This is a genomic window from Thalassospira sp. CH_XMU1458, from assembly GCF_037027205.1.
GTDB classification, from domain to species: Bacteria; Pseudomonadota; Alphaproteobacteria; order Rhodospirillales; family Thalassospiraceae; genus Thalassospira; species Thalassospira tepidiphila.
Genome location: NZ_JAYMDW010000001.1, coordinates 927,877 through 949,574, shown reverse-complemented (window position 1 = coordinate 949,574; position 21,698 = coordinate 927,877). Strand labels below are relative to the sequence as shown.

Here is a 21,698-nt window from a genome sequence, read left to right as displayed (position 1 = left end):
TTCATGTCTGCGACCTATCGCCAGCAGGCACCTGCCAAGGTTAACCTGTTTTTGCACGTCACCGGCAAACGCGATGACGGCTATCACCTGCTTGAAAGCCTCGTCTGCTTTACCGCATCCGGTGACGTGGTGAGTGGTGAATTGCGCGACGATGGCGCCATCACCCTTTCGATCACAGGCCCCATGGCCGCCAACCTCGCCCTTGAAGACACCAGTGACAACCTTGTCATGCGTGCCGCCCGGATGCTCCGGGCTGAAAGTGGCACGACACAGGGGGCTGACCTGATTCTTGATAAGCGGTTGCCAATTGCATCGGGGATCGGTGGCGGATCGGCGGATGCGGCGGCGGCGATCCGGTTGTTGTGCGAGATGTGGAAACTTGATCTCGACGAAGACACCTTGTCGCGCATGGCGCTAACACTTGGGGCAGATGTCCCGGTTTGCCTGCATGGTCGAACCTGTCTGATGTCGGGGATCGGCGAAGAAATCACCGCACTGCCCGACCTGCCGTCCGTCCCAATGGTACTGATCAATCCCGGCAAGGCGGTTTCAACACCAGAAATCTTCAAGGCCCGGGCGGACGAGGGGTTTAGTGCGACCGGCGCATGGGATACCGAGCAAACCTTTCAAAGTGGTGCGGCCCTTGCCGATGCATTGTCGGAATGCGGTAATGACCTGACCCTGCCGGCCACCGGTATCCTTCCGGAAATTTGTGATGTGCTAAATGCCCTTGCCCGCGAAGAGGGATGCTTGCTAGCCAGAATGTCGGGCAGCGGGGCGACGTGTTTCGGAATTTACGACACAAACGATCAGGCAGAATGTGCGGCAAATGCCATTGCAGCACAGAACCCGGACTGGTGGATTTCGCCCACCCATATCCTGACGGAAAAGAGCCGCGAGCAGGCAGATATGGGCGCGGCCTTCCCCGACTGAGCGCGAGATAAAAAAACCTTCAAATAGAGGGTTGCACTCTTGTCATGAGGGCGCTATTTTCCGCGCCACGCACGCTGATGGGGCGTGGCCAAGTGGTAAGGCATCGGTTTTTGGTATCGTGTACCGTAGGTTCGAATCCTACCGCCCCAGCCAAGACAAACCGCTTTGAGGTTTTCCTCAAAGCGGTTTTCTTTTGCCCGCTTGATGCAACATGGCCGCACACGAATGCGCGGCCACATATTATCCGTTCAGGACTGCTTTGACTGATGCATCGCAATGCTGGCGCGCGACACCAGTTTATCAAGCGTATCGCCCGCCTCGGCGATGCCAAGGCCGACGCTGAGTGTAAGCTTCGGGTGTGCGCTCCCGGCCTCGAAATCCTCGACACCAACGCGCTCTGTCAGGCGTTGCAGATAGTTAAGCGCACCCGCCGCCCCGGTTTCAGGCATGAGGATGATGAATTCCTTGTCGCTCCAGCGCGCGATGACGTCGGTTTCGCGCTTCATGCCCGAGGCCACCTTGGCAAACAGTTTTAGCGCGGCATCACCGGCATCATAGCCAAACTTCTCATTCAGGTTCTTGAGATTGTCGAAATAGACCATCCCGATCACAACCGCATTGCCATAACGGTTTGAACGTTCAAGCTCCGTGCGCAAAATACCTTCCATGTAATGGCGATTGTAAAGCCCCGTCAGCGGATCGGTATTGGCCGAAAGCTCGATATCCTTGCGCGCCTGATCAAGTGCCTTGCGATCATGGATATGGGCAACCGCCTGCCCGATTGAGTCGGCAAAAAGCTGCACCAGATCGATATCATGCTTGGTAAAGGCCTTCACCGGTACCGGGCTGCCATATGCAAGGGTCCCGATGCATTCGCCTTCGACAACAATCGGTGCGCCAAGATAGGCGGCAAACCCGAATTTTTCACCGGCCGGATGCGATCCCAGTTCGCTGTCACTGACATCATGAAAGGCAAAGACTTTGCTGGCCGAAATAACCTGACTGCAGAATGTCTCATCAAGATCGAATTCCATGCCCGGGGTCAGGGCATTTTCCGGATGAAACACCTGTCGAATTTCATAGGTCTGTTCGCCAATCGCACTAAAGATGCCGACTGGCAGACCGAACTGCTCAATACCGAGCTTCAGGATCGCCTCAACACGCTGTTCGAACATTTTGGCCATTTCGCCTTGATGATCGGTCTCAAACTCGGTGGTCATGTGATTTCCCATTTTTTGACTGGCACCGCCGTGCACAAAAACGCCAGTCATAAAGCCTTGTTATAGTGCGACAATTAAGTCCGATAATCGCATACGGCAAATTCTAAACCGTAAGCATACCAAGGCATAGGCCATTCTTCTGATTGGATAATATTTTTCTGATATGACCGGGTCGGTTATGCGGATTTCGGTCGTGCTGCCATCTGATGCAACAGGGCCGCCCCTCGCAAACCGCCATCGCGGGCATGGGCGCCGGGCACCACCAGCGGCGCGTCATAGCGCCCCAGGGCATGCTTTCGCGCCCGGGTGTCGATCTCTGCGATCAAGGCCGTCTCGGATGCCAATCCGCCGCCCACCGGGACACAGTCCGGATCGAGAACATTGACCATCAGTGCCAATTCACGGGCAACCAGATCACAATAGATGTCGATAACCCGCGCCGCCTTGTCATCCCCGGCCAGCCATGCAGTTGTGATGTCGTGGCTTGCAGGTGCCTGATCATGGAGTTGCGCGTAAATCCGTTCAAGCCCGCGCGCCCCGCCCCAGCTATCAAGGCACCCTGTGCGCCCGCAGCCGCAGGCAACCGCCGACAGGCCATATTTGATGAGGCTACCGGTGACATCATTGCCATGCCCCCATTCACCTCGGATACCGCTGTTGCCGCCAACAAACTGGCCATTGAACACAATGCCGCCACCCACCCCAGTGCCAAGGATTATGGCAAAGACGGTGCGTGCGTTTTGGGCGGCACCTGTTGTTGCCTCGGCCAAGGCAAAACAATCGGCGTCATTTTCGACCAGAACAGGACGGTCCAGAATGGCTGAAAGCTCGGCCGCCAGCGGCCAATCCTTGATGGCCGGAATATTGGCAGAAATGACCGACCCGGTTTGCGGATCCATCCCACCGGCAAGGCTGATGCCAACATCGCATCTGCCATATTGCTCGTCAGCCTCGTGCACAAAGCCCGCCAGGATTTTGACAAAGGCATCGCGGTCATCACGCGGTGTCGATGCCTTGTGATGAAGCACCATCGCCCCACCCGCATCAAAAACACTGAACTCGATATTCGAGCCCCCTATGTCAAAGGCATATTGCATACTGCACTTTCCACGAACTGTCCTGCTATCGGGATACACCAGCCGAAGCACCGCCGCAAAAAGAAACGGCACCAGCCGGTTCAGGCAGGTGCCGTTAATGTGTTCAAAGATCGCGTGAGCCTAGCTACGCAGGCGTGCTGCCAGATCGTCGTAGGACGGCATCTGATCGACAGGACCAAGGGCCGTCACCGTCGGTGTCCCATCCAGCAATGCCTTGCCCGAACGACGCACGCTTTCAAGGTCGACGCCGTCGATCTTTTCAACGATTTCTTCCATGCTTTGCGGGCGGCCGAAAATCTGGATCTGACGGGCGAGTGTTTCACAGCGGCCGGAATTGCTCTCCATCGCCATCACCACAGATGCCTTAAGCTGCGCACGTGCACGCGCGACTTCTTCTTCGGTCAGATCCTCGGTCGCGCGGACCAGTTCATCACACATGACCGGCATCAATTCGCCAACGTCATTGGCACCGGTCCCGGCATAGATCGAGAACAAGCCACCATCAACATAGTGCGACGAGAAGCTATAGACCGAATAGACCAGACCGCGCTTTTCGCGGATTTCCTGGAACAGGCGCGATGACATGCCACCGCCCAGCAGGGTGTTGAACACCTGCAGGTCATAGAAACTGTCATCGGTGTAGGACACGGTCGGCAGACCAAAAATCACATGCACCTGTTCAAGCTTGCGGTTTTCGATCCGGCTGCCGCCTTCGTATTTAAGCGGCTCCATATCGTGATCTTCATGGGCCGGAAGGCTGTCGAATTTCTTGGCGACCATATCGACAACGCGGTCATGTTCGACCTTGCCCGATGCCGAAAACACCATGCGTTTCGGGCTATAGCGGCGCGACATGAAATCAAACAGATGGTCACGGCTGAGCGACGATACATTTTCCGGACTGCCCAGGATCGAACGCCCCAGTGCCTGATTTGGCAGGGCGGTTTCCTGGAAATAGTCGAAAATGATGTCGTCAGGCGTATCATTGGCCTGACCGATTTCCTGCAGGATGACCTGACGTTCGCGTTCAAGTTCCTTTGCATCCAATGTGGAATGCTGAAGGATGTCGGCAATCACATCAATCGCCAGTTCCTGATCTTCATGCAGGACCTTGCAATAATAGGCCGTGTTCTCGCGCGAGGTATAGGCATTCATCTGCCCGCCAACTGCTTCGATTTCTTCGGAAATCTGAAGCGCGGAACGACGACGCGTGCCCTTGAACGCCATATGTTCAAGCATATGGGAAATGCCGTTAATGTCGGGCGTCTCGTTACGCGCCCCGACATCAACCCACGTGCCCAAGGCAACCGACTGCACATGATCAAGGCGGTCAGTCGCGACAATCATTCCATTGTCAAGCTGGGTGAGCTCGACTGTCATATAGCATTACTCCTGTTTCGCATTCTTTTCCCAACCATGGCTGGTCTTCAGGCTGCACGCCGGTTCTTGCGGACATGCGCCATCAAGGCAGCCACATCGTTGGACATTGGTTCGACCTTTTCAGGTCGGTCATATAGATCAGAAAGACGCGGCGGCAAGTCCGGGTAGATACCCGACGCCTGCTTGACCGCATCGGGGAACTTCGCCGGATGTGCGGTTGCCAGTGCCACCATCGGTACCGATTTGTCCCGATTGCACTGACGGCCCGACACGATGCCAATCACCGAATGCGGATCCACCAGTTCGCCGCTGGTTGCCAACACATCCTTGATCGCGGCTTTCGTTTCTTCGTCATCCAGTCGATAGCCATCGAAATGTTCACGCGCGCGGCCAAACTGGCCCTGCGACATTTCCATAACACCGGTTTCACGGAACTTGGTCAGCATCTCGGCAATCGCAAGCCCATCGCGGTCATAAAGATCAAACATCAAACGTTCAAAGTTCGAGCTGACCTGAATATCCATCGACGGGCTGAGCGACGGCTTAACGCCTTCCATCTTCATGGTCCCGGTCTCAAAGAAACGGGCAAGGATGTCATTGCGGTTGGCACCGACAACGAACTGTTTGATCGGAAGCCCCATCTGCATGGCGGCATAACCGGCATAAACGTTGCCGAAGTTGCCCGAGGGCACCGAGAAGGAAATTTCGCGTTCCGGCGAGCCAAGCTGCACCCCCGCCCAGAAGTAATAGGCGATCTGGCACATGATGCGCGCCCAGTTGATCGAATTCACCGCCGACAGGCCAACTTCATCGCGAAAGCCATGGTCGTTAAACAGCGCCTTGACCAGATCCTGGCAATCATCAAACGATCCTTCGACGGCAACGTTGTGCACATTGTCCGAAAGGATCGTCGTCATCTGACGACGCTGAACTTCCGAAACGCGGCCTTTGGGATGCAGGATAAAGATGTCGATATTTTCGCGATCGCGGCAGGCCTCGATCGCGGCCGATCCGGTATCACCCGACGTCGCACCAACAATGGTGATGCGCTCGCCACGTTTGGCCAGAACATGATCAAACAGACGGCCAACCACCTGAAGCGCATAATCCTTGAACGCCAGCGTCGGGCCATGGAACAGCTCCATCACCCAGTCATTCGGGCCAAGCTGTTTAAGCGGTGCGACCGCTTCGTGATCAAAGCCGCGATAGGTGTCTTCGAGAATGGTCTTAAGGGCGTCGTCATCAACAGTGCCGGCAACAAACGGCTGGATGACTTTGAAGGCCACTTCGGCATAAGTCAGAGTTCGCAGAGCACGAATGTCATCCTTGGAAAAGGTCGGCCATGTTTCGGGAACATAAAGCCCCCCGTCACGGGCCAGACCGGCAAGAAGAACTTCATCGAACTGCAAAACGGGGGCGCTTCCCCGCGTGCTGACATAGCGCACTAGACCTGCTCCTGCATAAGGCGAATATCGGTTGCGTGCATTTGGGCGCAAATCGCCCCCAAACAACACGCCAAAGCCTGATTTAGTGAGGGTTTGAGCAGATATAGTCAAGGGACAATGCAGCAAGCCTGCCGTGCTTTACGCATTATCGCGCAAGCCACGGCCCCACCCCGCATTAAGCCCACCCTAACCGTCAAGCGGAATGCCATGTTCCTTGAGCTTCGACTCAGCCAATGCCGCCCGGCGCACGACCGTACGGTAGTTGCCCAGAAGGATTCGCAACACGGCTTTGATAAACCGGTCCGACCCCGACATTTTCTTTTCAAACGTCTGGCGGCTGATCGCGATCAAAACGGTACGTTCTTTTGCCCGGGCAGAGGCCATGCGCGGCTGATTATCGACAAGTGCAAGTTCACCAAAAAGACCACCGGCCTCGATCGAGCCGAGAATAACCTCTTTGCCTTCGCCCAGCGTCTTGAAGATTTCGACTTTGCCTTCCTGCACGACATAGGCAGCGTTTCCAGGCTTTCCTTCCCGGAAAATAACCTGATCGATGGCAAAGACCTGTCGGTCCATCACCTTCTTGTTGCCGTCGGTTATGCCCATGTGTTTGCAGAGCCCATGAAAGGTTTGGGAACTTCTTGTCCCGAGGATCGATGGCCGCGTGTATCACCGATCAATAAATCAATGCTAGCAGATTGCCGGGCCCATTCAATTGAATTTACTGGCCGTACCTATTCTCAAGATGGGTCCTGAAGGCATCCACGCCAAGGGGCTTTCCGGTCGCGGCCTCAAGGATGGCATCGGTGGATTTGCTTGAGGCCTGACTGTGAATGTTTGTGCGAAGCCAGCCCATCAAGGGGGCGAAATCACCACGCGACAATGCGTTGGGTATTTCAGGGTTGGATTCCTTGGCTGCGGCAAAGATTTGCGCTGCGGCCATCGCCCCTAACGTATAGGTCGGGAAATATCCCCATGCGCCCGATGGCCAGTGGATATCCTGCATGCAGCCATTACGGTCATCTTCGGGGACAATGCCCAGAAGTTTCTGCATCAACTCGTTCCAGGCGCCGGGCAGATCGGCAAGCTTCATGTCGCCTTCGATCAGCGCGCGCTCCAACCGATAGCGCAAGATCACATGCGCCGGATAGGTCACCTCGTCAGCATCAACACGGATCAGGCCCGGCTCAACGCGGGTATAAAGGCGATGCAGGTTTGCAGCCCCCCACGCGGCGTTGTCACCGCCAAAGGCTTCCTTGAACACGGGGCCAGCATAGGTCAGGAACTCTTCCGACCGGCAGGCCTGCATTTCCACCAGAAGCGACTGGCTTTCATGCATGGTCATGCCACGCGCCTTGCCCACCGGCTGGTTTTGCCAATCGGCGGGCAATCCGCGCTCATACATGGCATGACCGGTTTCGTGAAGAACCCCCATGATGGCCGAGGTAAAATCATTCTCGTCATAGCGCGTGGTCAAACGCACATCTTCCGGAATGCCGCCACAGAACGGATGATGGGAAATATCCAGCCGCCCATGATCAAAATCGAAACCAACCGCCTTCATCAGATCAAGGCCAATGCGGTTCTGCGTTTCAATCGCGAACGGACCGGTTGGTTTAACCGGCTTGTCTTCGGATTTCTGGCGTTCAATCACATCGGCGGTAAAATCGGGCAGGAAGCTTTCCAGCTCGGCAAACAGGCTATCAATCCGATCAGAGCGCATCATCGGATCATACTGATCCAACAGCGCATCGTATACCGAGGTACCCAATGCCTCTGCCTTGGCTTTGCCAGCCTCAATCGACAGATCAAGTACTTCCTGCAAGTGCGGCAGAAGCCCCTTGAAATCGTTGTCGGCGCGCGCCTTGCGCCATGCCACTTCACAGCGGGTTTCCGCCCGTGACATCTTTTCCACCAAGTCGACTGGCACCGCCGTGCCATGAACCCATGCACGCTTCATCTCCGCCAGATTTGCCTGCTGCCAATCGTCAAGCTGCTCGCTTTCCGCACTGCTGATCAAATCGCCCAGATCCGGTGCATTGATCAGCTCGTTTTCCAGAACACTCAATGTCGCAAGCTGTTCAGAACGCGCATCTGCACCGCCATCCGGCATGATCACAGCCATATCCCAGTGCAACATCCCGCCAATACCGGACAGGACACTCATACGATGAAAACGGGCTTCGAGCTTTTTATACGCTTCGGTCATGGGAACTCCTGCGCGGGCAGTCCGGCCGCTGTCCGCAAATTATCATTCAACTGGTGGCGACAAAATCAGGCTTGCGCGTCTTTTTCGTCATCGCTGGTTGGGCGGCGGTGATAAAGGACAAACATCACGATCAGGGTAAGTGCCAAGCTATACCAGGTGATGGCATATTCCAGATGGTTGTTGGGCAACTCAACCTTGGCCTGCCCGCCAATCGGCAATCCGCCCGGGATCGGCGTATCGTCGAGTTCGAGATAATACGGGCTTGCAAGGTCGGCACCGGTATCTTCAGCCATGTGATTGACATCGACATAGAACCACTGATTTTTGATCGCATCGTTTTCCGGCTGCGCCCAATGCTTTTCGCTTGGCAGGCGCAACACACCCGATACACGCACCGGGCCCTCGATCAGGCTTTCGGGGCGGGTTTCAGGCTCGCGGTAATCCTGGGGTACCCAGCCGCGATTAACCAGAATGATGCGGCCATCTTCCTGTTCAAGCGGGGTGATCAACTGAAAACCGACATTGCCGCGCCGAGTGCGCGCCATCAGGTATTTTTCCTGATCGTTCAGGTAACGACCTTCGGCATAGGCCGCGCGAAATGCCATATCGGGATCAAGGGTGGTATCGGTCGGCACGGCAATTGGTGGCATCTGTGCCTGCGCCTGGCGCATTTCGATCAGGTCTTTTTTCCAGAACAGTCTGTCAACCTGCCAGGAACCAAGCCCCAAAAGAATGATCAGAGACAGTCCGGCGGAAATTTTCATCGCCAGACTCGGACGCGTTTTAAGAAGTGGCATGAAGGGTCAGTCCTGTTCGGATGTCGATCGGTGGCGGTATTGCAGCGCCACCATGATGCCTTTAAGCGGCCTTAGCAAGACCAGCGTCAAACCAATGATCACCGGTCCCCACACAACCGCGTGCAGCCAGAGTGGAGGCATATAGGTCATTTCGACCCATAGCGCCATCGGCACCACCAGAAATCCGAGAATAAAGATGATGAAAACAGCCGGACCATCACCGGAATCATGGCCGCACAAATCCAGCCCGCAAACCTCGCAGGTTTCGCGCACTGTCAAATAGCCCGAAAACAACTTTCCCCCACCGCAGCGGGGGCATTTGCATGACAACCCGGTACTAATGGGGGAAAGGTTTGGATAATAATCATCCATGATCTTTTGTGTCACCTGACGACGGCTTATTCGCCACCCCAGATGTAAACGGCAAAGAACAGGAACAGCCAGACAACGTCAACAAAGTGCCAGTACCAGGCTGCTGCCTCAAGGCCGAAATGATGATCCGGCGTGAAGCCATCCTTGATCGCGCGCACAAGGCAGACCGCCAGGAACACCGTTCCGACAAACACGTGGAAACCATGGAAACCGGTCGCCATGTAGAAGGTCGAGGAATAGATGTTGTCAGAGAAGCCAAATGCCGCGTGGCTGTATTCATATGCCTGCAGGAACAGGAAGATAACGCCAAGACCAACCGTCAGTGTCAGCCCCTGAACAAGGTCCTTTTTCTTGCCTTCCAGAAGGCCATGATGCGCCCAGGTCAGGGTACAACCCGACAGCAGCAGGATCAGGGTGTTCAGGAACGGCAGATCCCACGGATCAAGCACTTCAACGCCTGCGGGCGGCCATTCGGTCACGCCGGGGCTGAAGATCACAAACGCGTTGTGGAAGAATGCCCAGAAGAAGGCGACAAAGAACATCACCTCGGATGCGATGAACAGCGACATCCCATAGCGCAGGCCGATCTGAACAACCTTGTTATGATAGATGTGTGATTCGCTGATCACGTTGCTCCACCAACGGAACATCACAAACAGAATGCCTGCAATGCCGATCGCCGCCAGCCAGAAGTCAGCCGGCGCACGGTCCGAATGCATGAACATGACCATACCACCGGTGAAAAGACCGGCGGACGCCGCAGCCACCAACGGCCACGGGCTCGGGTCTACCAGGTGGAACGGATGCTTTTGTGCATGATCACTCATTCCTTGCCCCCCTCAATCCTTACAAAAGAAACTCTAAGTTCGCTTTGTTAACCAAAGACCGTCCAGTCCACGAAACCGTGTTCTGTCAGCCTCCCTGATCTTCGTTCCCGTCATTTGCTTCAACCGATGCCTCGGATTTGAAGAAAGTGTATGACAGGGTAATCGTCTTCACGTCCTGGGTATTGATGTCGTCGGCAATTGCCGGATCGACATAGAAACTGACTGGCATATCAACGCGCTCGCCCGGTTGAAGGGTTTGCTCGTCAAAACAGAAACACGCGATCTTGCTGAAATACTGCCCGGCTTTGAGCGGCGTCACATTATAGACAGCCTGACCGGTGATCGGCTTGACCGACATATTTTCGGCCACGTAATGGGCCAGATTATCTTCGCCCAGACGCACCGTGATTTCACGCTGTTCGGGTTTGAACTGCCACGGCAGGCCGGAATTCACATCGGCATTGAACCGGACCTTGATGGTCTTTTCCGAGACTTCAACGCCGGTGTCTTTACCCACCTGCGGCGTCCCGCCAAAGCCGGTGACCTGACAGAACAGTTCATAAAGCGGCACGGATGCATAGGACAGACCGATCATACCGCCAACGACGACAACACAGCTCAGCAAAACGCGCTTGTTGCGTGCCTTGATACTATCTGTGTGTTTCTGATCAGCCATGGTTTCCTAGCTCATCTTCAAAATCGTGATCGCAAAGAACAGGACGATCAGGCTGGTCAGGATAACCAGAAAGGCCCAGTTCTTCTTTTTGCGCTTGGCATAGAACGCGTCGAGTTCCGCCTTGTTCATTTTGGGTTCCTCACTCATGCGATCAACCCGCCAAGCCAGACGTCTGCAACCATCGCCCCGAACAGGACAAACAGATACAGGATCGAATAGCCAAACATCTTGTGCGGGGCGCGTTCCTCGGCATTGCGCAGAACACGAACCGCATGACGCAGGAACCAAAGCCCGGTCAGGCCAGCGGTCACGGCGTAAAAGACACCAAGCAATCCGGTCGCAACCGGCACAAGCGTCACCGGCAACAGCAGGATGGTATAAACCAGCATCTGCTTTTTGGTTGCGGCTTCACCGGCGACTACGGGCATCATCGGCACGCCGACCTTGGCGTAATCGCCACAACGGAACAGTGCCAGCGCCCAGAAATGCGGCGGTGTCCACATAAAGATAATCATGAACAGCGCGATTGAATTGATATCAATCCCGCCGGTCACCGACGCCCAGCCGATCATCGGGGGAAAGGCCCCGGCGGCACCGCCAATGACGATATTCTGTGGTGTGCTGCGCTTAAGCCACATGGTGTAAACGAACACGTAAAACGCGATCGACACCGCAAGCAAAGCCGCAGCTGCAAAATTTATGGCAACCGCCATGACGGTTACCGAAACGATCGACAGGGCAATGCCAAGCGACAAAGCCTCGTCTGCGGGCACCCGCCCGGCCGGGATCGGTCGGTTCTGGGTACGTTTCATGTGGATATCGATATCGCGATCATACCACATGTTAATCGATGCAGCCGCACCACTGGCAACTGCAATACAGGCAATTGCGACGAGTCCAAGGAACGGATGAATGGAACCCGGGGCAATCAACAGACCAACAGCACCGGTGAAAACCACAAGGGTCATCACGCCCGGCTTAAGCAATGCGATATAGTCGCGCACATCCGAAACCGGCAGCGATACTGCGTTTTCGAGTGCGATGGTCTGGTTGGCAGCCTGCTTGGTCATTTGAACTCTGGTCTTCTCTTTCGGGGCGGTAGGATGTCCCCCGCAAACCGGGGTCTGCGGGGGACTTAAACCAGGATCACTTACTTGATACGCGGCAGTTCGTCAAAGGTATGGAACGGCGGCGGAGAGCTCACAGTCCATTCCAGCGTATCGGCACCTTCACCATACGGATTTGCCTCGGCCTTCTTGCCACGGATGAAGGCATGCGCCACCACACCGAGGAAGAAGATGGTCGCGGCAAACGAGATGTAAGCGCCATAGGACGAAACCATGTTCCAGCCTGCAAACGCATCCGGGTAGTCGGCATAGCGACGGGGCATGCCAGCAAGACCCAGGAAGTGCTGCGGGAAGAAGGTCAGGTTAACGCCGATGAAGAACAGCCAGAAGTGGATCTTCGCACCGAGATCGGAAATCTCGTAGCCCGACATTTTGCTGAACCAGTAATAGAAGCCCGCAAAGATCGAGAAGACCGCACCAAGCGACAGCACGTAGTGGAAGTGCGCCACAACAAAGTAGGTGTCATGCAACGGCAGATCCATGCCCGAGTTCGCCAGCATCACACCTGTCACACCGCCCACAGTGAACAGGAAGATGAAGCCGATCGCCCAAAGCATCGGAGCGCGAAGCGAGATCGAGCCGCCCCACATGGTCGCAATCCACGAAAAGATCTTAACCCCGGTCGGCACCGCAATCACCATCGTTGCCGCGGTGAAGTATGCCCGGGTGTCAACATCCATGCCCACAGTGTACATGTGGTGCGCCCACACGATAAAGCCGACAACACCGATCGCTACCATCGCATAGGCCATCCCGAGATAGCCGAAGACCGGCTTGCGCGAGAAGGTCGAGATGATGTGACTGATGATGCCAAAGCCCGGCAGGATCATGATGTAAACTTCCGGGTGACCGAAGAACCAGAACAGGTGCTGATACAGGATCGGGTCACCACCGCCGGCCGGATTAAAGAAGTCCGTGCCAAAGTTACGGTCGGTCAGAAGCATGGTGATCGCGCCACCAAGAACCGGCACCGCCAGCAGAAGCAGGAAGGCTGTCACCAGCATCGACCATGCAAACAGCGGCATCTTGTGCAGGGTCATGCCCGGCGCACGCATGTTGAAAATGGTGGTGATGAAGTTCACCGCACCAAGGATCGAGCTGGCACCGGCAAGGTGCAGCGCAAAGATCGCAAGGTCAACCGACGCATCCGGATGCCCAAGCACGCCCGAAAGCGGCGGGTAAACCGTCCATCCGGTCCCGGCACCACTGCCGACAACGGCAGAGAGCATCAGCAGGATGAAGGCCGGAACAATCAGCCAGAACGAAATGTTGTTCAAACGCGGGAACGCCATATCCGGCGCACCAATCATGATCGGAACGAACCAGTTGCCAAAACCGCCAATCATGGCCGGCATGACAACAAAGAACACCATGATCATGCCGTGTGCGGTCACGAGCACGTTGAAGAAATGGTGATCTTCAATGATCTGCGTTCCCGGCTGAGCCAGTTCCATACGGAACCAGACCGAGAAAGCGCCACCGATCAAACCGGCGATCACAGAGAAGATAAGATAAAGCGTCCCGATATCCTTGTGGTTGGTCGACAGGAACCAACGGGCAAAGAAGCCGGGGGTATGATCATGTGTGTCAGCGTGAGCCATCAATCTCTCCCTCACTCTGCCGATGCCACTGATACCGCAGACGGCAAATCAGCAGATGCGAACTGTTCTTGGGCCTTGGCTACCCAGGCCTCGTATTCTTCCATCGTAACAGCTTTGACAGCGATCGGCATATAGGCGTGGTTTACGCCGCAAAGCTCGGAACACTGACCATAGAATGTCGTACCGGCATACTCGCCTGGAATGCGGGTCCAGGTTTCGTTCAGTCGGCCAGGAACGGCATCAAGCTTGATGAACAACGATGGCATGGCCCAGTTATGGATCACGTCGTCAGAAGTCATGATCAGGCGGATATTCTGATCCACCGGCAAGACGACCGGATTATCCACATCCAGAAGGCGGTTCATGCCCTCGGCAACGGCAGTTTCTTCATCGATCATCAAAGAATCAAAGGTGAAGTTGCCGTTATCGGGATATTCGTAGGTCCAGTACCACTGCTTGCCAATGATCTTAAGCGTAAGATCGGCATCCTCAACGCGGTCTGCAAAATACAGAAGGCGGAAAGACGGGATCGCGATAACAAGGAGGATCAGTACCGGAACAACCGTCCAGACCACTTCAAGAAGGGTATGGTGGGTCGTTTTCGACGGCACAGGATTGCGTTTCGCACTGAAGCGGAAAAGCACATACAGCAGCAAAAACAAAACGATCACGGTAATGATCGTCATCAACCAGATCAGTAGATTAAAGAATTTCTGGCCTTCAACAGCCACCGGTGAAACCGGGTCCTGCAGCCCAAGCTGCCACGGCTCGGGCTGACCAACGGCAGCAATCGCTGCACTGTCTAACCCGGTAAGTACCGCCAATCCCAACAACAGAATGGGAAATAGCTTCTTGATCGACATGCGAATCTGCCCCCTCGCATTACATCTCAAGGCGATATGCCTCACTCTTCCCCACCCCCGTGTGCTTTTGTTGACCCGGCGTCATGTGCCCTGCGGGGGACATTTCACCGCTTCAACCAAAGATTAAAAATCAACGGGCCGGAGCATTTCCTCTGACATATCTTATTCTTAAATAGCCTGCACATGAAAGTACATTGGTAACGCAGGCAAATAGCGTATCTTCGACACCTGTTCCAGAAAAAACCTCGCTGCGTTGCACAAAAAATGTATTTGATAATCCATCAAATTAGCGCAGTGGTTTTGGCTGAAATCGTTCTAAACACCCACCCTTGGATAGAAAAACCGCCATTCCGCATGGCCGATTTTCACCTTCCCAACGAATGCTGCTTTGCAATATATGCGCAAAACTCGTTAGAATCACTTCAACCAATGGCTAAAGCCGTTTCTTTTCAAATCCTACGCGATCCGCACATTACCGGATCAACACGACGTTACGTCATCCTGACAGCGTCCTGATCCGGGCTGATTTTTCGCAACAGACCGCTCCAGGATCGATTTTGCCAACGATTCGGACACGGGCTTGACGCAAGCCGTAAAAAGCCAAATGCAAAAATACTGTCCGAACCCTTTAATTGAGCGGACTTTTCCCCAATATCACGGATAGAAATTCGGTTGGATATATCAGCTTTGCGGACTATTCTACCAAAACGTATGCATTCCCGATGTTCCGTGCACCGCAACCAGCCAGGTTGCTGCCCGATGCAGACGGTTCAAAGACAGAGGTTCGTCTATGGCACGCTCAGGAAGTAAAAGACTATTTACCGCGGAAATGCGGTTGCTCAACAAACTCGAAACCATGAGCGACATGGTCGCCTTGCCGACCGACATGCCGACTGATGCGAATGGCTCTGTCGGCGGGGCCGACATTTCGAGCCTGCATACCGCGATTGAGGATCTCAAGCTTGAACTGCTTACCGACATCCGCGTGATGATCGAGGAGCAGAAAAAGGCGAACAAGGCAATCGACCCGGAAGACGACGAACAGGCCGACGCCCGCAATGAGCTGCGTCTGGTCAAAAACGAAGTTCGCGCCCTTGCCAATTCCATTCAGGAAACAAAACGCGAAATCGCGGCCCTTTATACCGCGCCCGAAGATGACAGCGGCACGCGTCTTAATATCGTAAAGGGTGAACTTGATTCCGTCGTCGCCGCCACCGAGGATGCGACTGCCAACATCCTTGAAACCGTCGAAAAGATTGACGCGGTTGCCCACAATATTCGGTCCGCCGCCCCGGATGACTACACGCAAGGGCTGGCCGATGACATTGTCGAACTGGTGGTGAAAGTCTTTGAATCCTGTAACTTCCAGGATCTGACCGGGCAGCGGATTACCAAAGTCGTCAATACCATGAAGTATATCGAGGAACGCGTGAACCGCGTGATCGAAATCTGGGGTGAGGATGACTTTGGCGACTTTGATCTGCCGCCAGATCCCAAAGGCCTCGACAACCTGGACAAAACCGTCACCAAGGCACCGCAGAATGCCAATCGCGTGTCCCAGGATGAAGTCGACCAGATCTTCTCACAGGAAGAAATCGACGCCCTGTTTGATTGATCGATCACGACGCTACGAAATGCAAAAGCCTGCCAATCTGGCAGGCTTTTCTTATGGCGGGTTCCTCGGGTTTCAGCACAGAACGCCTTAAGCGTGTCCGGCTTCCCCCGAAAGCAGTTCCGGCGCAAAGCCAAGCCGTGAAAACGCCTGTTCCCACTTGTCTTCGCAATCGGTATCAAACAGCAGATCCGCATCGGCATCGACATGAAGCCAGCCATTGGCAAGGATTTCACTTTCAAGCTGACCGCTGCGCCAGCCGGCATAACCAAGGGCAAGGATGCGGCTTTGCGGACCTTCGCCGACGGCAATCTGTTCAAGAATATCAACCGTCGCTGTCACCGACACGCCACGATCAACATGAAGGGTCGCCTCGTTCGAGAAATCGGTCGAGTGCAGAACAAAGCCACGGCTGCTTTCAACCGGTCCACCGAAATGGACCTGAATGTCTTCGATGGTCGGTGCCGGGCGTGCAATGCCAAGCTGTTCAAGCAATTCCGGGAAAGTGATGCTGTCGATCAGGCGGTTGATCACCAGCCCCATCGCACCGTCTTTGTTATGCGCACAGATATAGACCACACTTTGCGAAAAGCGCGGATCACGCATGCCCGGCATCGCTACCAACAGCTTGCCGCCGAGATAATCACCCGTGCCTATACCTTCTGCCATGTCGCAACTCTCTTTATCCTGTTTCACAGAGCCTAGCGCGAATACCTGCCCATTTCCATCAAGAACCCGGAAAACCGTGTTTTTTGTCGTTTGACATTCCGGATTCCCATATACCTCATGTAGGTAGGAACGCACTGCCATGGCAATGGATCCATCTCGTTTTGCGTTGGATCAGGACAAGCCCCTGCCTGCATGTGCTAGTGATAGGGCGTTCACACAGTCGTGGCTTGATTTGAACGGGGACTGGAATTACGCCTCTTCTGTGCCACAAGTTTGGCCAACACTGCGCAAATCGGTTTTTCGTGCTTAAGGAACAACACGTGCTCCGCCACCTTATCACCCGCTTGGCTCTTTTGATTGCCATCTGCCTTTCATCCATCGGTGCAAGTTCTGCTGCACTGGCGGCATCGGATATGGCAACCGACTGGGTCGATGAGGACTTCACATCAGTCCGCCTGATCAGTGCGCAAACCGAAACCGGTGGCAAACAGACACTCCGTCTTGGTCTTGAATACGAACTGCAACCCGACTGGAAGATTTATTGGCGCAGCGCAGGCGATGCCGGTTTCCCGCCGCAACTTGACTGGACCGGTTCCGAAAATGTCGGCGACGCAAACATCCTTTGGCCGGCCCCTTACCGCTTTTCGATCTTTGGCCTCGAAACATTCGGCTACAAGGATCACATCATTCTGCCGATTGATGTTGCGATCCCCGATCCGGCCCAGCCGGTCGCGATCCGCCTTGATGTCGATTATCTGGTGTGCAGCGACATCTGCATTCCGGCAAATGCCAGCTTTAATCTTGATGTCCCGGCAGGCGCGTCCGCAGGTGCAGGCACCTCGATCGCCAGCAATCACGCCCACCAGATCGAAAAATTTGTTTCCAAGGTGCCGCTGCGTGGCACCGGCCTTCCCATCGAAGTCACCAGCGTTTCCAGCATCAGTCAGGGCGATGCGCACAGCCTGCGTCTGGGTGTTCGCGGCCTTGATGATGCCGGGGTCGACATTGATGACATCCTGATTGAAAGCGACCTGCGTGCGGGTTTCGGTCTGCCCGAACCGCAAACGACCGCGACGGGCAGCAACGAGGATATTCAGTATTTCGATCTGACCGTCATGGGCTTGGCCGAAGACCAGACACTGAAAGATCAGCCGGTCACCGTCACCGTCATCGCCGGTCCGCTTTCTGTTGAGCAAAACCTTGTTGTCGGTAATGGCAAAGCCGCCATAAGCACAGCATCCAGTGCGGGCGCAACGGCGGGCATGAGTTTCGCGATGATCGGATTGTTTGCCCTGCTTGGCGGCCTGATCCTGAATGTCATGCCCTGTGTGTTGCCGGTCCTGTCGATCAAGGTCATGTCAGCCCTTAAAGCCCGCGAACAGGACATCAATCGGGTGCGCATCGGTTTCCTTGCCAGTGCGGCCGGGATCATCACATCCTTCTGGGTGATTGCCGCTGTTCTGGTCGGCATCAAACTGGCCGGGGGCACCATTGGCTGGGGCATTCAGTTCCAGCAACCTCTGTTCCTGACGGTTATGACGATCATACTCGCCCTGTTTGCGCTGAATATGTGGGGGCTGTTTGAAATTTCCGGCCCGGATCAGCTTGGCAACGCGGCAAATGACGCCATCACACGCAGCGAAAGCCACGGCCACCATATCAGCAGCAACTTCCTGACCGGTATGTTTGCCACCTTGTTGGCAACCCCCTGCTCTGCCCCGTTCCTTGGCACGGCGGTTGGTTTTGCACTGGCGGGCAGTGTGTTTGATATCTTCTGGATATTCACCTTGCTGGGGATCGGCTTGGCCCTGCCGTATTTTGCCATCGCCATCCAGCCGCGTGTCGCCCATATCCTGCCCAAACCCGGACGCTGGATGAATGGTGTCAAAGTTGTTCTGGGTCTGGCCCTGATCGGCACGGCGATCTGGCTTCTGGGTATTCTGTCGGTCCAGATCGGCATGGGTGGTGCGATTGCTGTCGGGCTTGGTTTGATTTTGGGCGGTGTCTTTATCTGGGCCCGCAAACGCACATCAAACCTGCGTCCACGCTTTGCCTTTACGTCACTGGCCGTGTTGGGCTTCCTTGTTGCACTGTTTGCGCCCGGCTTTTCACAACCGCCGTCGTCGCCGCGCGCATCATCGGACAATGGCACACTTGTCTGGCAGGCGTTTGCACCTGAAACCATTGATGGTTTGGTTGCCGATGGAAAAACGGTCGTGATCGATGTTACCGCCGAATGGTGTGTGACCTGTCAGGTCAACAAAAAGCTGGTTCTCGAAAAACCCGACGTCCGAAATGCATTGATGCAGGATGATGTGGTTCTGATGCAGGCCGACTGGACCCGCCCGGATCAAAAGATTGCCGACTACCTTGCCTCTTATGGCCGGTTTGGCATCCCGTTCAATGCGGTATTTGGTCCGGGGGCACCGGATGGCATCCTGCTTTCAGAATTGCTCGGTGTGGACGAGGTTCTTGGTGCGCTTGAAGATGCAAACGGTTCGGCAAGCCTTGCCAGTTCCGCAAAGTGATCACATCTGATTGAGAACGCGTAGTGATTTGGCGCCGGTCAGCAGGCAGGCGCTAAGGCACACACAGGCCCAAAATTGCTGCCAATTGAAGTCAGGCAGATGAAACCTGTTAAAAACTCTGCGTGAAAGCATTGAATGCCAAGCAGATTTGGTGTTTGATTCCGGCATGCGATCCAGCGCGCAGTCAACGGGATTGCGCCAAATAACGGAGATACCCATGACCATTTCAGTCGGTTCCGAACTCCCGGAAGTTACCCTTTTCCGCGCAACCAGCGACGGTCCGGAAGCCGTCAATTCCAAGGAATTCTTCGCAGGTCGCAAAGTTGTCCTGTTTGCCGTACCGGGCGCCTTTACCCCGACCTGCTCGGCCAAACACCTTCCGGGCTTTGTTGCCAAATCCGATGAGATCAAAGCCAAAGGTGTCGATGAGATTGCCTGCCTTGCATCAAACGATGCCTTTGTCCTTCAGGCATGGGCCGATGCGGAAAAGGCCAACGACGTCACCATGCTTTCGGACGGGGATCTGGCGTTTGTCGACGCAACCGGGCTTGGACTTGATCTGACCGGCCGCGGCCTTGGCAAGCGTGCCAACCGTTTCGCCATGATTGTCGAAGACGGCAAAGTCACCGACATTGCCATCGAAGAACCGGGCGCGTTTGAAGTTTCAAGTGCCGAAGCTGTTCTGAAAAAGCTTTAAAACCGGAAACTTTCCCGGAACAAGCGCTTAAAGCTCCGCAATCATTTGCGGAGCTTTTTGCTTTGAATGTAGGGAATATTATTGCCTGATCAGCGCGGAAGCAGAACCGGTATCGGGTCTTCCTTGCTGTCATAATCGCATTCAAAGGTCGGGTTGGTGTGCTTGGCAATGAAATGCACAACACCTTCCCGGAAACTGTCTTTGATCGGTGACCAGCTCATATAGACCCCGCCACGGGTGTCATATTCGCGAATATCCGGATCTCGCATCAGTTCAGAAAAACTGTGTCCAAGATCTTCTGTTGCACCAGCCACCAGCCAAGACGGCTTCAGGCCACCATGCCACAGCAAGTAAACGCCACCGACCCCATCCAGGCTAAGCTCTGAAATATCGTCGATCATGAACAGGCGGTAGTACTCCCCACGTGGGCTTTTTCGCCATTTTATATCTTGTGCCTTTGGCTGGCGAATAGCACCGAGAGACCAAAATCCCATATTAACCTCCAAGCACGCCAAAACGCGTGCAACCGTATGTCACACGCATCCCAACATAGCTTCTTATTCTTATAGGTAAGAACTTACCTTACATATGTAAACTTTTGATTGACAAAAGACTGGGCGAAAACGCCCGAGGCGCTCTTTGCCAAGAAGATATAGCTCACGCTACTACCTTAAATCACAGCACAAAACCAAGCATTTTTCGAATTATTCGAACAACTTGTCGATATCGTCCTGACTGATGCCTTCCCCTTCGAGCTGCGGACCATTCAGAAGATCTGCATCCTCGGGCCGTGATTCTTCCTCGACCTCAGGAACCGGCAGTTCGGCAAACGCATCTTCACCCCAGATCGAGATCATGTTGTGGACGCGCTCTTCAACGAACTCAAGCGTGCTGACCACCTTGTTGATGCGCTGGCCGGTAATGTCCTGGAAGTTACAGGCTTCAAAGATCTTGGTCACGATGAAGGCAATCTGTTCGACGTGATCGGCGACAAAATCGCTCGGCGCCGAGTTTTTAAGCGTCATCGTCAGATCGTCAATCTGCTCGGCGGATTCCAGAATGGTGTGGGTCGCCATTTCGGTATCTTTGACGATGGCATCAAGTTCCGAGGTCGCACTTACCAATCGGTCATCCTGTGCCTTTGGATGGCGCAGCGACGCAATCTGAACCTTGGCACGGTGGATGTGCTCGTTCATTTCCGCGATCTGGGTGCGGATCAGTTCCAGATCGTCACGATCGGGCTCTGCCGCACCCGGGCGATTGGAGTGACTTGGGTTACTTGAAACCGGTTCGGGCAATTCATCCATCGGCGCATCGTTTGATGCAAACGGGGCGGCGACATCACTGGCCGGAACACCACCGGCTGCCACCGCCTGACGCAGTTGTGAAACTTCACCACGCAGGGCTCTGATTTCATCAAGAACAGCCTGGGTAATACCGGATGTTTCCGGGGCATTCGTCGCTGCCGGCAAGGATGCCTGCATCGGTTCCCCTGCCCCCATGCCGCTTTCCAGCGTCGGGTCAAAAAAGGAGTCAGACCAATCCTCAACAACACCACCGGTGCGTTCTTTAAGACGACGTTCGGCAGTGAATACTTTTTGCACGCGACGAGACATAACTGACTTTAACCCTCCGGAACGGACAT

Annotated in this window: 21 protein-coding genes and 1 tRNA gene; 5 read left to right on the top strand and 17 right to left on the bottom strand. The window is 54.8% G+C overall.

Annotated features, from left to right (window positions below):
* Positions 1 to 3: 3 nt before the first annotated feature.
* Together WBY09_RS04285 and WBY09_RS04280 are read left to right on the top strand one after the other, a co-directional pair.
* Positions 4 to 933, top strand: a complete 930-nt coding sequence (locus WBY09_RS04285; protein ID WP_336232086.1) for a 4-(cytidine 5'-diphospho)-2-C-methyl-D-erythritol kinase — start codon at positions 4 to 6, stop codon at positions 931 to 933.
* Between the two features lie 78 nt (positions 934 to 1,011).
* A tRNA-Gln gene (locus tag WBY09_RS04280) sits at positions 1,012 to 1,086 on the top strand.
* A gap of 95 nt (positions 1,087 to 1,181) precedes the next feature.
* Here the strand turns inward: WBY09_RS04280 and WBY09_RS04275 are convergent.
* From WBY09_RS04275 to coxB, 14 genes are all read right to left on the bottom strand, one after another.
* Positions 1,182 to 2,153 carry a sensor domain-containing diguanylate cyclase gene (locus WBY09_RS04275; protein WP_336232085.1) on the bottom strand — a complete coding sequence of 324 codons (972 nt, stop codon included), beginning with the start codon at positions 2,151 to 2,153 and terminating at the stop codon, positions 1,182 to 1,184.
* 176 nt (positions 2,154 to 2,329) lie between these two features.
* The gene (locus tag WBY09_RS04270; protein WP_336232084.1) at positions 2,330 to 3,250 is read right to left on the bottom strand and encodes an ROK family protein; all 921 of its coding nucleotides are present in this window, start codon (positions 3,248 to 3,250) and stop codon (positions 2,330 to 2,332) included.
* Between the two features lie 120 nt (positions 3,251 to 3,370).
* Positions 3,371 to 4,630 carry a M16 family metallopeptidase gene (locus tag WBY09_RS04265; protein ID WP_336232083.1) on the bottom strand — a complete coding sequence of 420 codons (1,260 nt, stop codon included), beginning with the start codon at positions 4,628 to 4,630 and terminating at the stop codon, positions 3,371 to 3,373.
* 47 nt (positions 4,631 to 4,677) lie between these two features.
* A complete protein-coding gene (thrC, locus tag WBY09_RS04260) occupies positions 4,678 to 6,075 on the bottom strand; it encodes a threonine synthase (RefSeq protein WP_336232082.1) in 1,398 nt (465 codons plus the stop codon).
* Positions 6,076 to 6,261: 186 nt separating this feature from the next.
* A complete protein-coding gene (locus WBY09_RS04255) occupies positions 6,262 to 6,681 on the bottom strand; it encodes a cyclic nucleotide-binding domain-containing protein (protein WP_063088567.1) in 420 nt (139 codons plus the stop codon).
* 115 nt (positions 6,682 to 6,796) lie between these two features.
* Positions 6,797 to 8,284 carry a carboxypeptidase M32 gene (locus WBY09_RS04250; protein WP_286792889.1) on the bottom strand — a complete coding sequence of 496 codons (1,488 nt, stop codon included), beginning with the start codon at positions 8,282 to 8,284 and terminating at the stop codon, positions 6,797 to 6,799.
* A gap of 65 nt (positions 8,285 to 8,349) precedes the next feature.
* Positions 8,350 to 9,081: an SURF1 family protein gene (locus WBY09_RS04245; RefSeq protein ID WP_336232081.1), complete on the bottom strand. Its 732-nt coding sequence runs from the start codon at positions 9,079 to 9,081 to the stop codon at positions 8,350 to 8,352.
* Positions 9,082 to 9,087: 6 nt separating this feature from the next.
* Complete coding sequence (locus tag WBY09_RS04240; protein WP_336232080.1) at positions 9,088 to 9,453, bottom strand: DUF983 domain-containing protein; 366 nt, start codon at positions 9,451 to 9,453, stop codon at positions 9,088 to 9,090.
* Positions 9,454 to 9,479: 26 nt separating this feature from the next.
* Positions 9,480 to 10,280, bottom strand: coding sequence for a cytochrome c oxidase subunit 3 (locus WBY09_RS04235; RefSeq protein WP_336232079.1), 801 nt, complete (start codon positions 10,278 to 10,280; stop codon positions 9,480 to 9,482).
* Positions 10,281 to 10,365: 85 nt separating this feature from the next.
* Positions 10,366 to 10,956 carry a cytochrome c oxidase assembly protein gene (locus WBY09_RS04230; RefSeq protein WP_197146033.1) on the bottom strand — a complete coding sequence of 197 codons (591 nt, stop codon included), beginning with the start codon at positions 10,954 to 10,956 and terminating at the stop codon, positions 10,366 to 10,368.
* Between the two features lie 6 nt (positions 10,957 to 10,962).
* Positions 10,963 to 11,103, bottom strand: a complete 141-nt coding sequence (locus WBY09_RS04225) for a hypothetical protein (protein ID WP_157097699.1) — start codon at positions 11,101 to 11,103, stop codon at positions 10,963 to 10,965.
* Entirely contained in the window at positions 11,100 to 12,026 is a 927-nt protein-coding gene (cyoE, locus tag WBY09_RS04220) for a heme o synthase (protein ID WP_197146034.1), read from the bottom strand. The genes WBY09_RS04225 and cyoE overlap by 4 nt, the downstream gene beginning before the upstream one ends.
* An 80-nt stretch (positions 12,027 to 12,106) precedes the next feature.
* On the bottom strand, positions 12,107 to 13,684 hold the full coding sequence (ctaD, locus tag WBY09_RS04215; RefSeq protein ID WP_336232078.1) for a cytochrome c oxidase subunit I: 1,578 nt from the start codon (positions 13,682 to 13,684) through the stop codon (positions 12,107 to 12,109).
* A gap of 11 nt (positions 13,685 to 13,695) precedes the next feature.
* A complete protein-coding gene (gene coxB, locus WBY09_RS04210; RefSeq protein ID WP_197146036.1) occupies positions 13,696 to 14,547 on the bottom strand; it encodes a cytochrome c oxidase subunit II in 852 nt (283 codons plus the stop codon).
* A gap of 829 nt (positions 14,548 to 15,376) precedes the next feature.
* Here coxB and WBY09_RS04205 point away from each other — a divergent pair.
* Entirely contained in the window at positions 15,377 to 16,162 is a 786-nt protein-coding gene (locus WBY09_RS04205) for a hypothetical protein (protein ID WP_064779841.1), read from the top strand.
* A gap of 87 nt (positions 16,163 to 16,249) precedes the next feature.
* On the opposite strand, the gene WBY09_RS04200 is transcribed toward WBY09_RS04205, so the two are convergent.
* Positions 16,250 to 16,828, bottom strand: coding sequence for a YqgE/AlgH family protein (locus WBY09_RS04200; protein WP_008889194.1), 579 nt, complete (start codon positions 16,826 to 16,828; stop codon positions 16,250 to 16,252).
* Positions 16,829 to 17,148: 320 nt separating this feature from the next.
* On the opposite strand from WBY09_RS04200, the gene WBY09_RS04195 reads away from it, so the two are divergent.
* On the top strand, positions 17,149 to 19,356 hold the full coding sequence (locus tag WBY09_RS04195) for a protein-disulfide reductase DsbD family protein (RefSeq protein ID WP_336232076.1): 2,208 nt from the start codon (positions 17,149 to 17,151) through the stop codon (positions 19,354 to 19,356).
* Between the two features lie 217 nt (positions 19,357 to 19,573).
* Positions 19,574 to 20,053: a peroxiredoxin gene (locus WBY09_RS04190; protein ID WP_197146039.1), complete on the top strand. Its 480-nt coding sequence runs from the start codon at positions 19,574 to 19,576 to the stop codon at positions 20,051 to 20,053.
* An 89-nt stretch (positions 20,054 to 20,142) separates the two neighbouring features.
* On the opposite strand, the gene WBY09_RS04185 is transcribed toward WBY09_RS04190, so the two are convergent.
* The gene (locus WBY09_RS04185; RefSeq protein WP_040822685.1) at positions 20,143 to 20,547 is read right to left on the bottom strand and encodes a hypothetical protein; all 405 of its coding nucleotides are present in this window, start codon (positions 20,545 to 20,547) and stop codon (positions 20,143 to 20,145) included.
* A 210-nt stretch (positions 20,548 to 20,757) separates the two neighbouring features.
* Entirely contained in the window at positions 20,758 to 21,669 is a 912-nt protein-coding gene (locus WBY09_RS04180) for a protein phosphatase CheZ (RefSeq protein ID WP_336232074.1), read from the bottom strand.
* Positions 21,670 to 21,698: the final 29 nt, after the last annotated feature.

Bases quoted from the DNA above. Each gene is read 5' to 3' on its own strand.
- WBY09_RS04285 (WP_336232086.1), top strand. From the start codon at position 4: ATGTCTGCGACCTATCGCCAGCAGGCACCTGCCAAGGTTAACCTGTTT.
- WBY09_RS04275 (WP_336232085.1), bottom strand. From the start codon at position 2,153: ATGACCACCGAGTTTGAGACCGATCATCAAGGCGAAATGGCCAAAATG.
- WBY09_RS04270 (WP_336232084.1), bottom strand. From the start codon at position 3,250: ATGCAATATGCCTTTGACATAGGGGGCTCGAATATCGAGTTCAGTGTT.
- WBY09_RS04265 (WP_336232083.1), bottom strand. From the start codon at position 4,630: ATGACAGTCGAGCTCACCCAGCTTGACAATGGAATGATTGTCGCGACT.
- WBY09_RS04255 (WP_063088567.1), bottom strand. From the start codon at position 6,681: ATGGGCATAACCGACGGCAACAAGAAGGTGATGGACCGACAGGTCTTT.
- WBY09_RS04250 (WP_286792889.1), bottom strand. From the start codon at position 8,284: ATGACCGAAGCGTATAAAAAGCTCGAAGCCCGTTTTCATCGTATGAGT.
- WBY09_RS04245 (WP_336232081.1), bottom strand. From the start codon at position 9,081: ATGCCACTTCTTAAAACGCGTCCGAGTCTGGCGATGAAAATTTCCGCC.
- WBY09_RS04240 (WP_336232080.1), bottom strand. From the start codon at position 9,453: ATGGATGATTATTATCCAAACCTTTCCCCCATTAGTACCGGGTTGTCA.
- WBY09_RS04235 (WP_336232079.1), bottom strand. From the start codon at position 10,280: ATGAGTGATCATGCACAAAAGCATCCGTTCCACCTGGTAGACCCGAGC.
- WBY09_RS04230 (WP_197146033.1), bottom strand. From the start codon at position 10,956: ATGGCTGATCAGAAACACACAGATAGTATCAAGGCACGCAACAAGCGC.
- WBY09_RS04225 (WP_157097699.1), bottom strand. From the start codon at position 11,103: ATGAGTGAGGAACCCAAAATGAACAAGGCGGAACTCGACGCGTTCTAT.
- cyoE (WP_197146034.1), bottom strand. From the start codon at position 12,026: ATGACCAAGCAGGCTGCCAACCAGACCATCGCACTCGAAAACGCAGTA.
- ctaD (WP_336232078.1), bottom strand. From the start codon at position 13,684: ATGGCTCACGCTGACACACATGATCATACCCCCGGCTTCTTTGCCCGT.
- coxB (WP_197146036.1), bottom strand. From the start codon at position 14,547: ATGTCGATCAAGAAGCTATTTCCCATTCTGTTGTTGGGATTGGCGGTA.
- WBY09_RS04205 (WP_064779841.1), top strand. From the start codon at position 15,377: ATGCGGTTGCTCAACAAACTCGAAACCATGAGCGACATGGTCGCCTTG.
- WBY09_RS04200 (WP_008889194.1), bottom strand. From the start codon at position 16,828: ATGGCAGAAGGTATAGGCACGGGTGATTATCTCGGCGGCAAGCTGTTG.
- WBY09_RS04190 (WP_197146039.1), top strand. From the start codon at position 19,574: ATGACCATTTCAGTCGGTTCCGAACTCCCGGAAGTTACCCTTTTCCGC.
- WBY09_RS04185 (WP_040822685.1), bottom strand. From the start codon at position 20,547: ATGGGATTTTGGTCTCTCGGTGCTATTCGCCAGCCAAAGGCACAAGAT.
- WBY09_RS04180 (WP_336232074.1), bottom strand. From the start codon at position 21,669: ATGTCTCGTCGCGTGCAAAAAGTATTCACTGCCGAACGTCGTCTTAAA.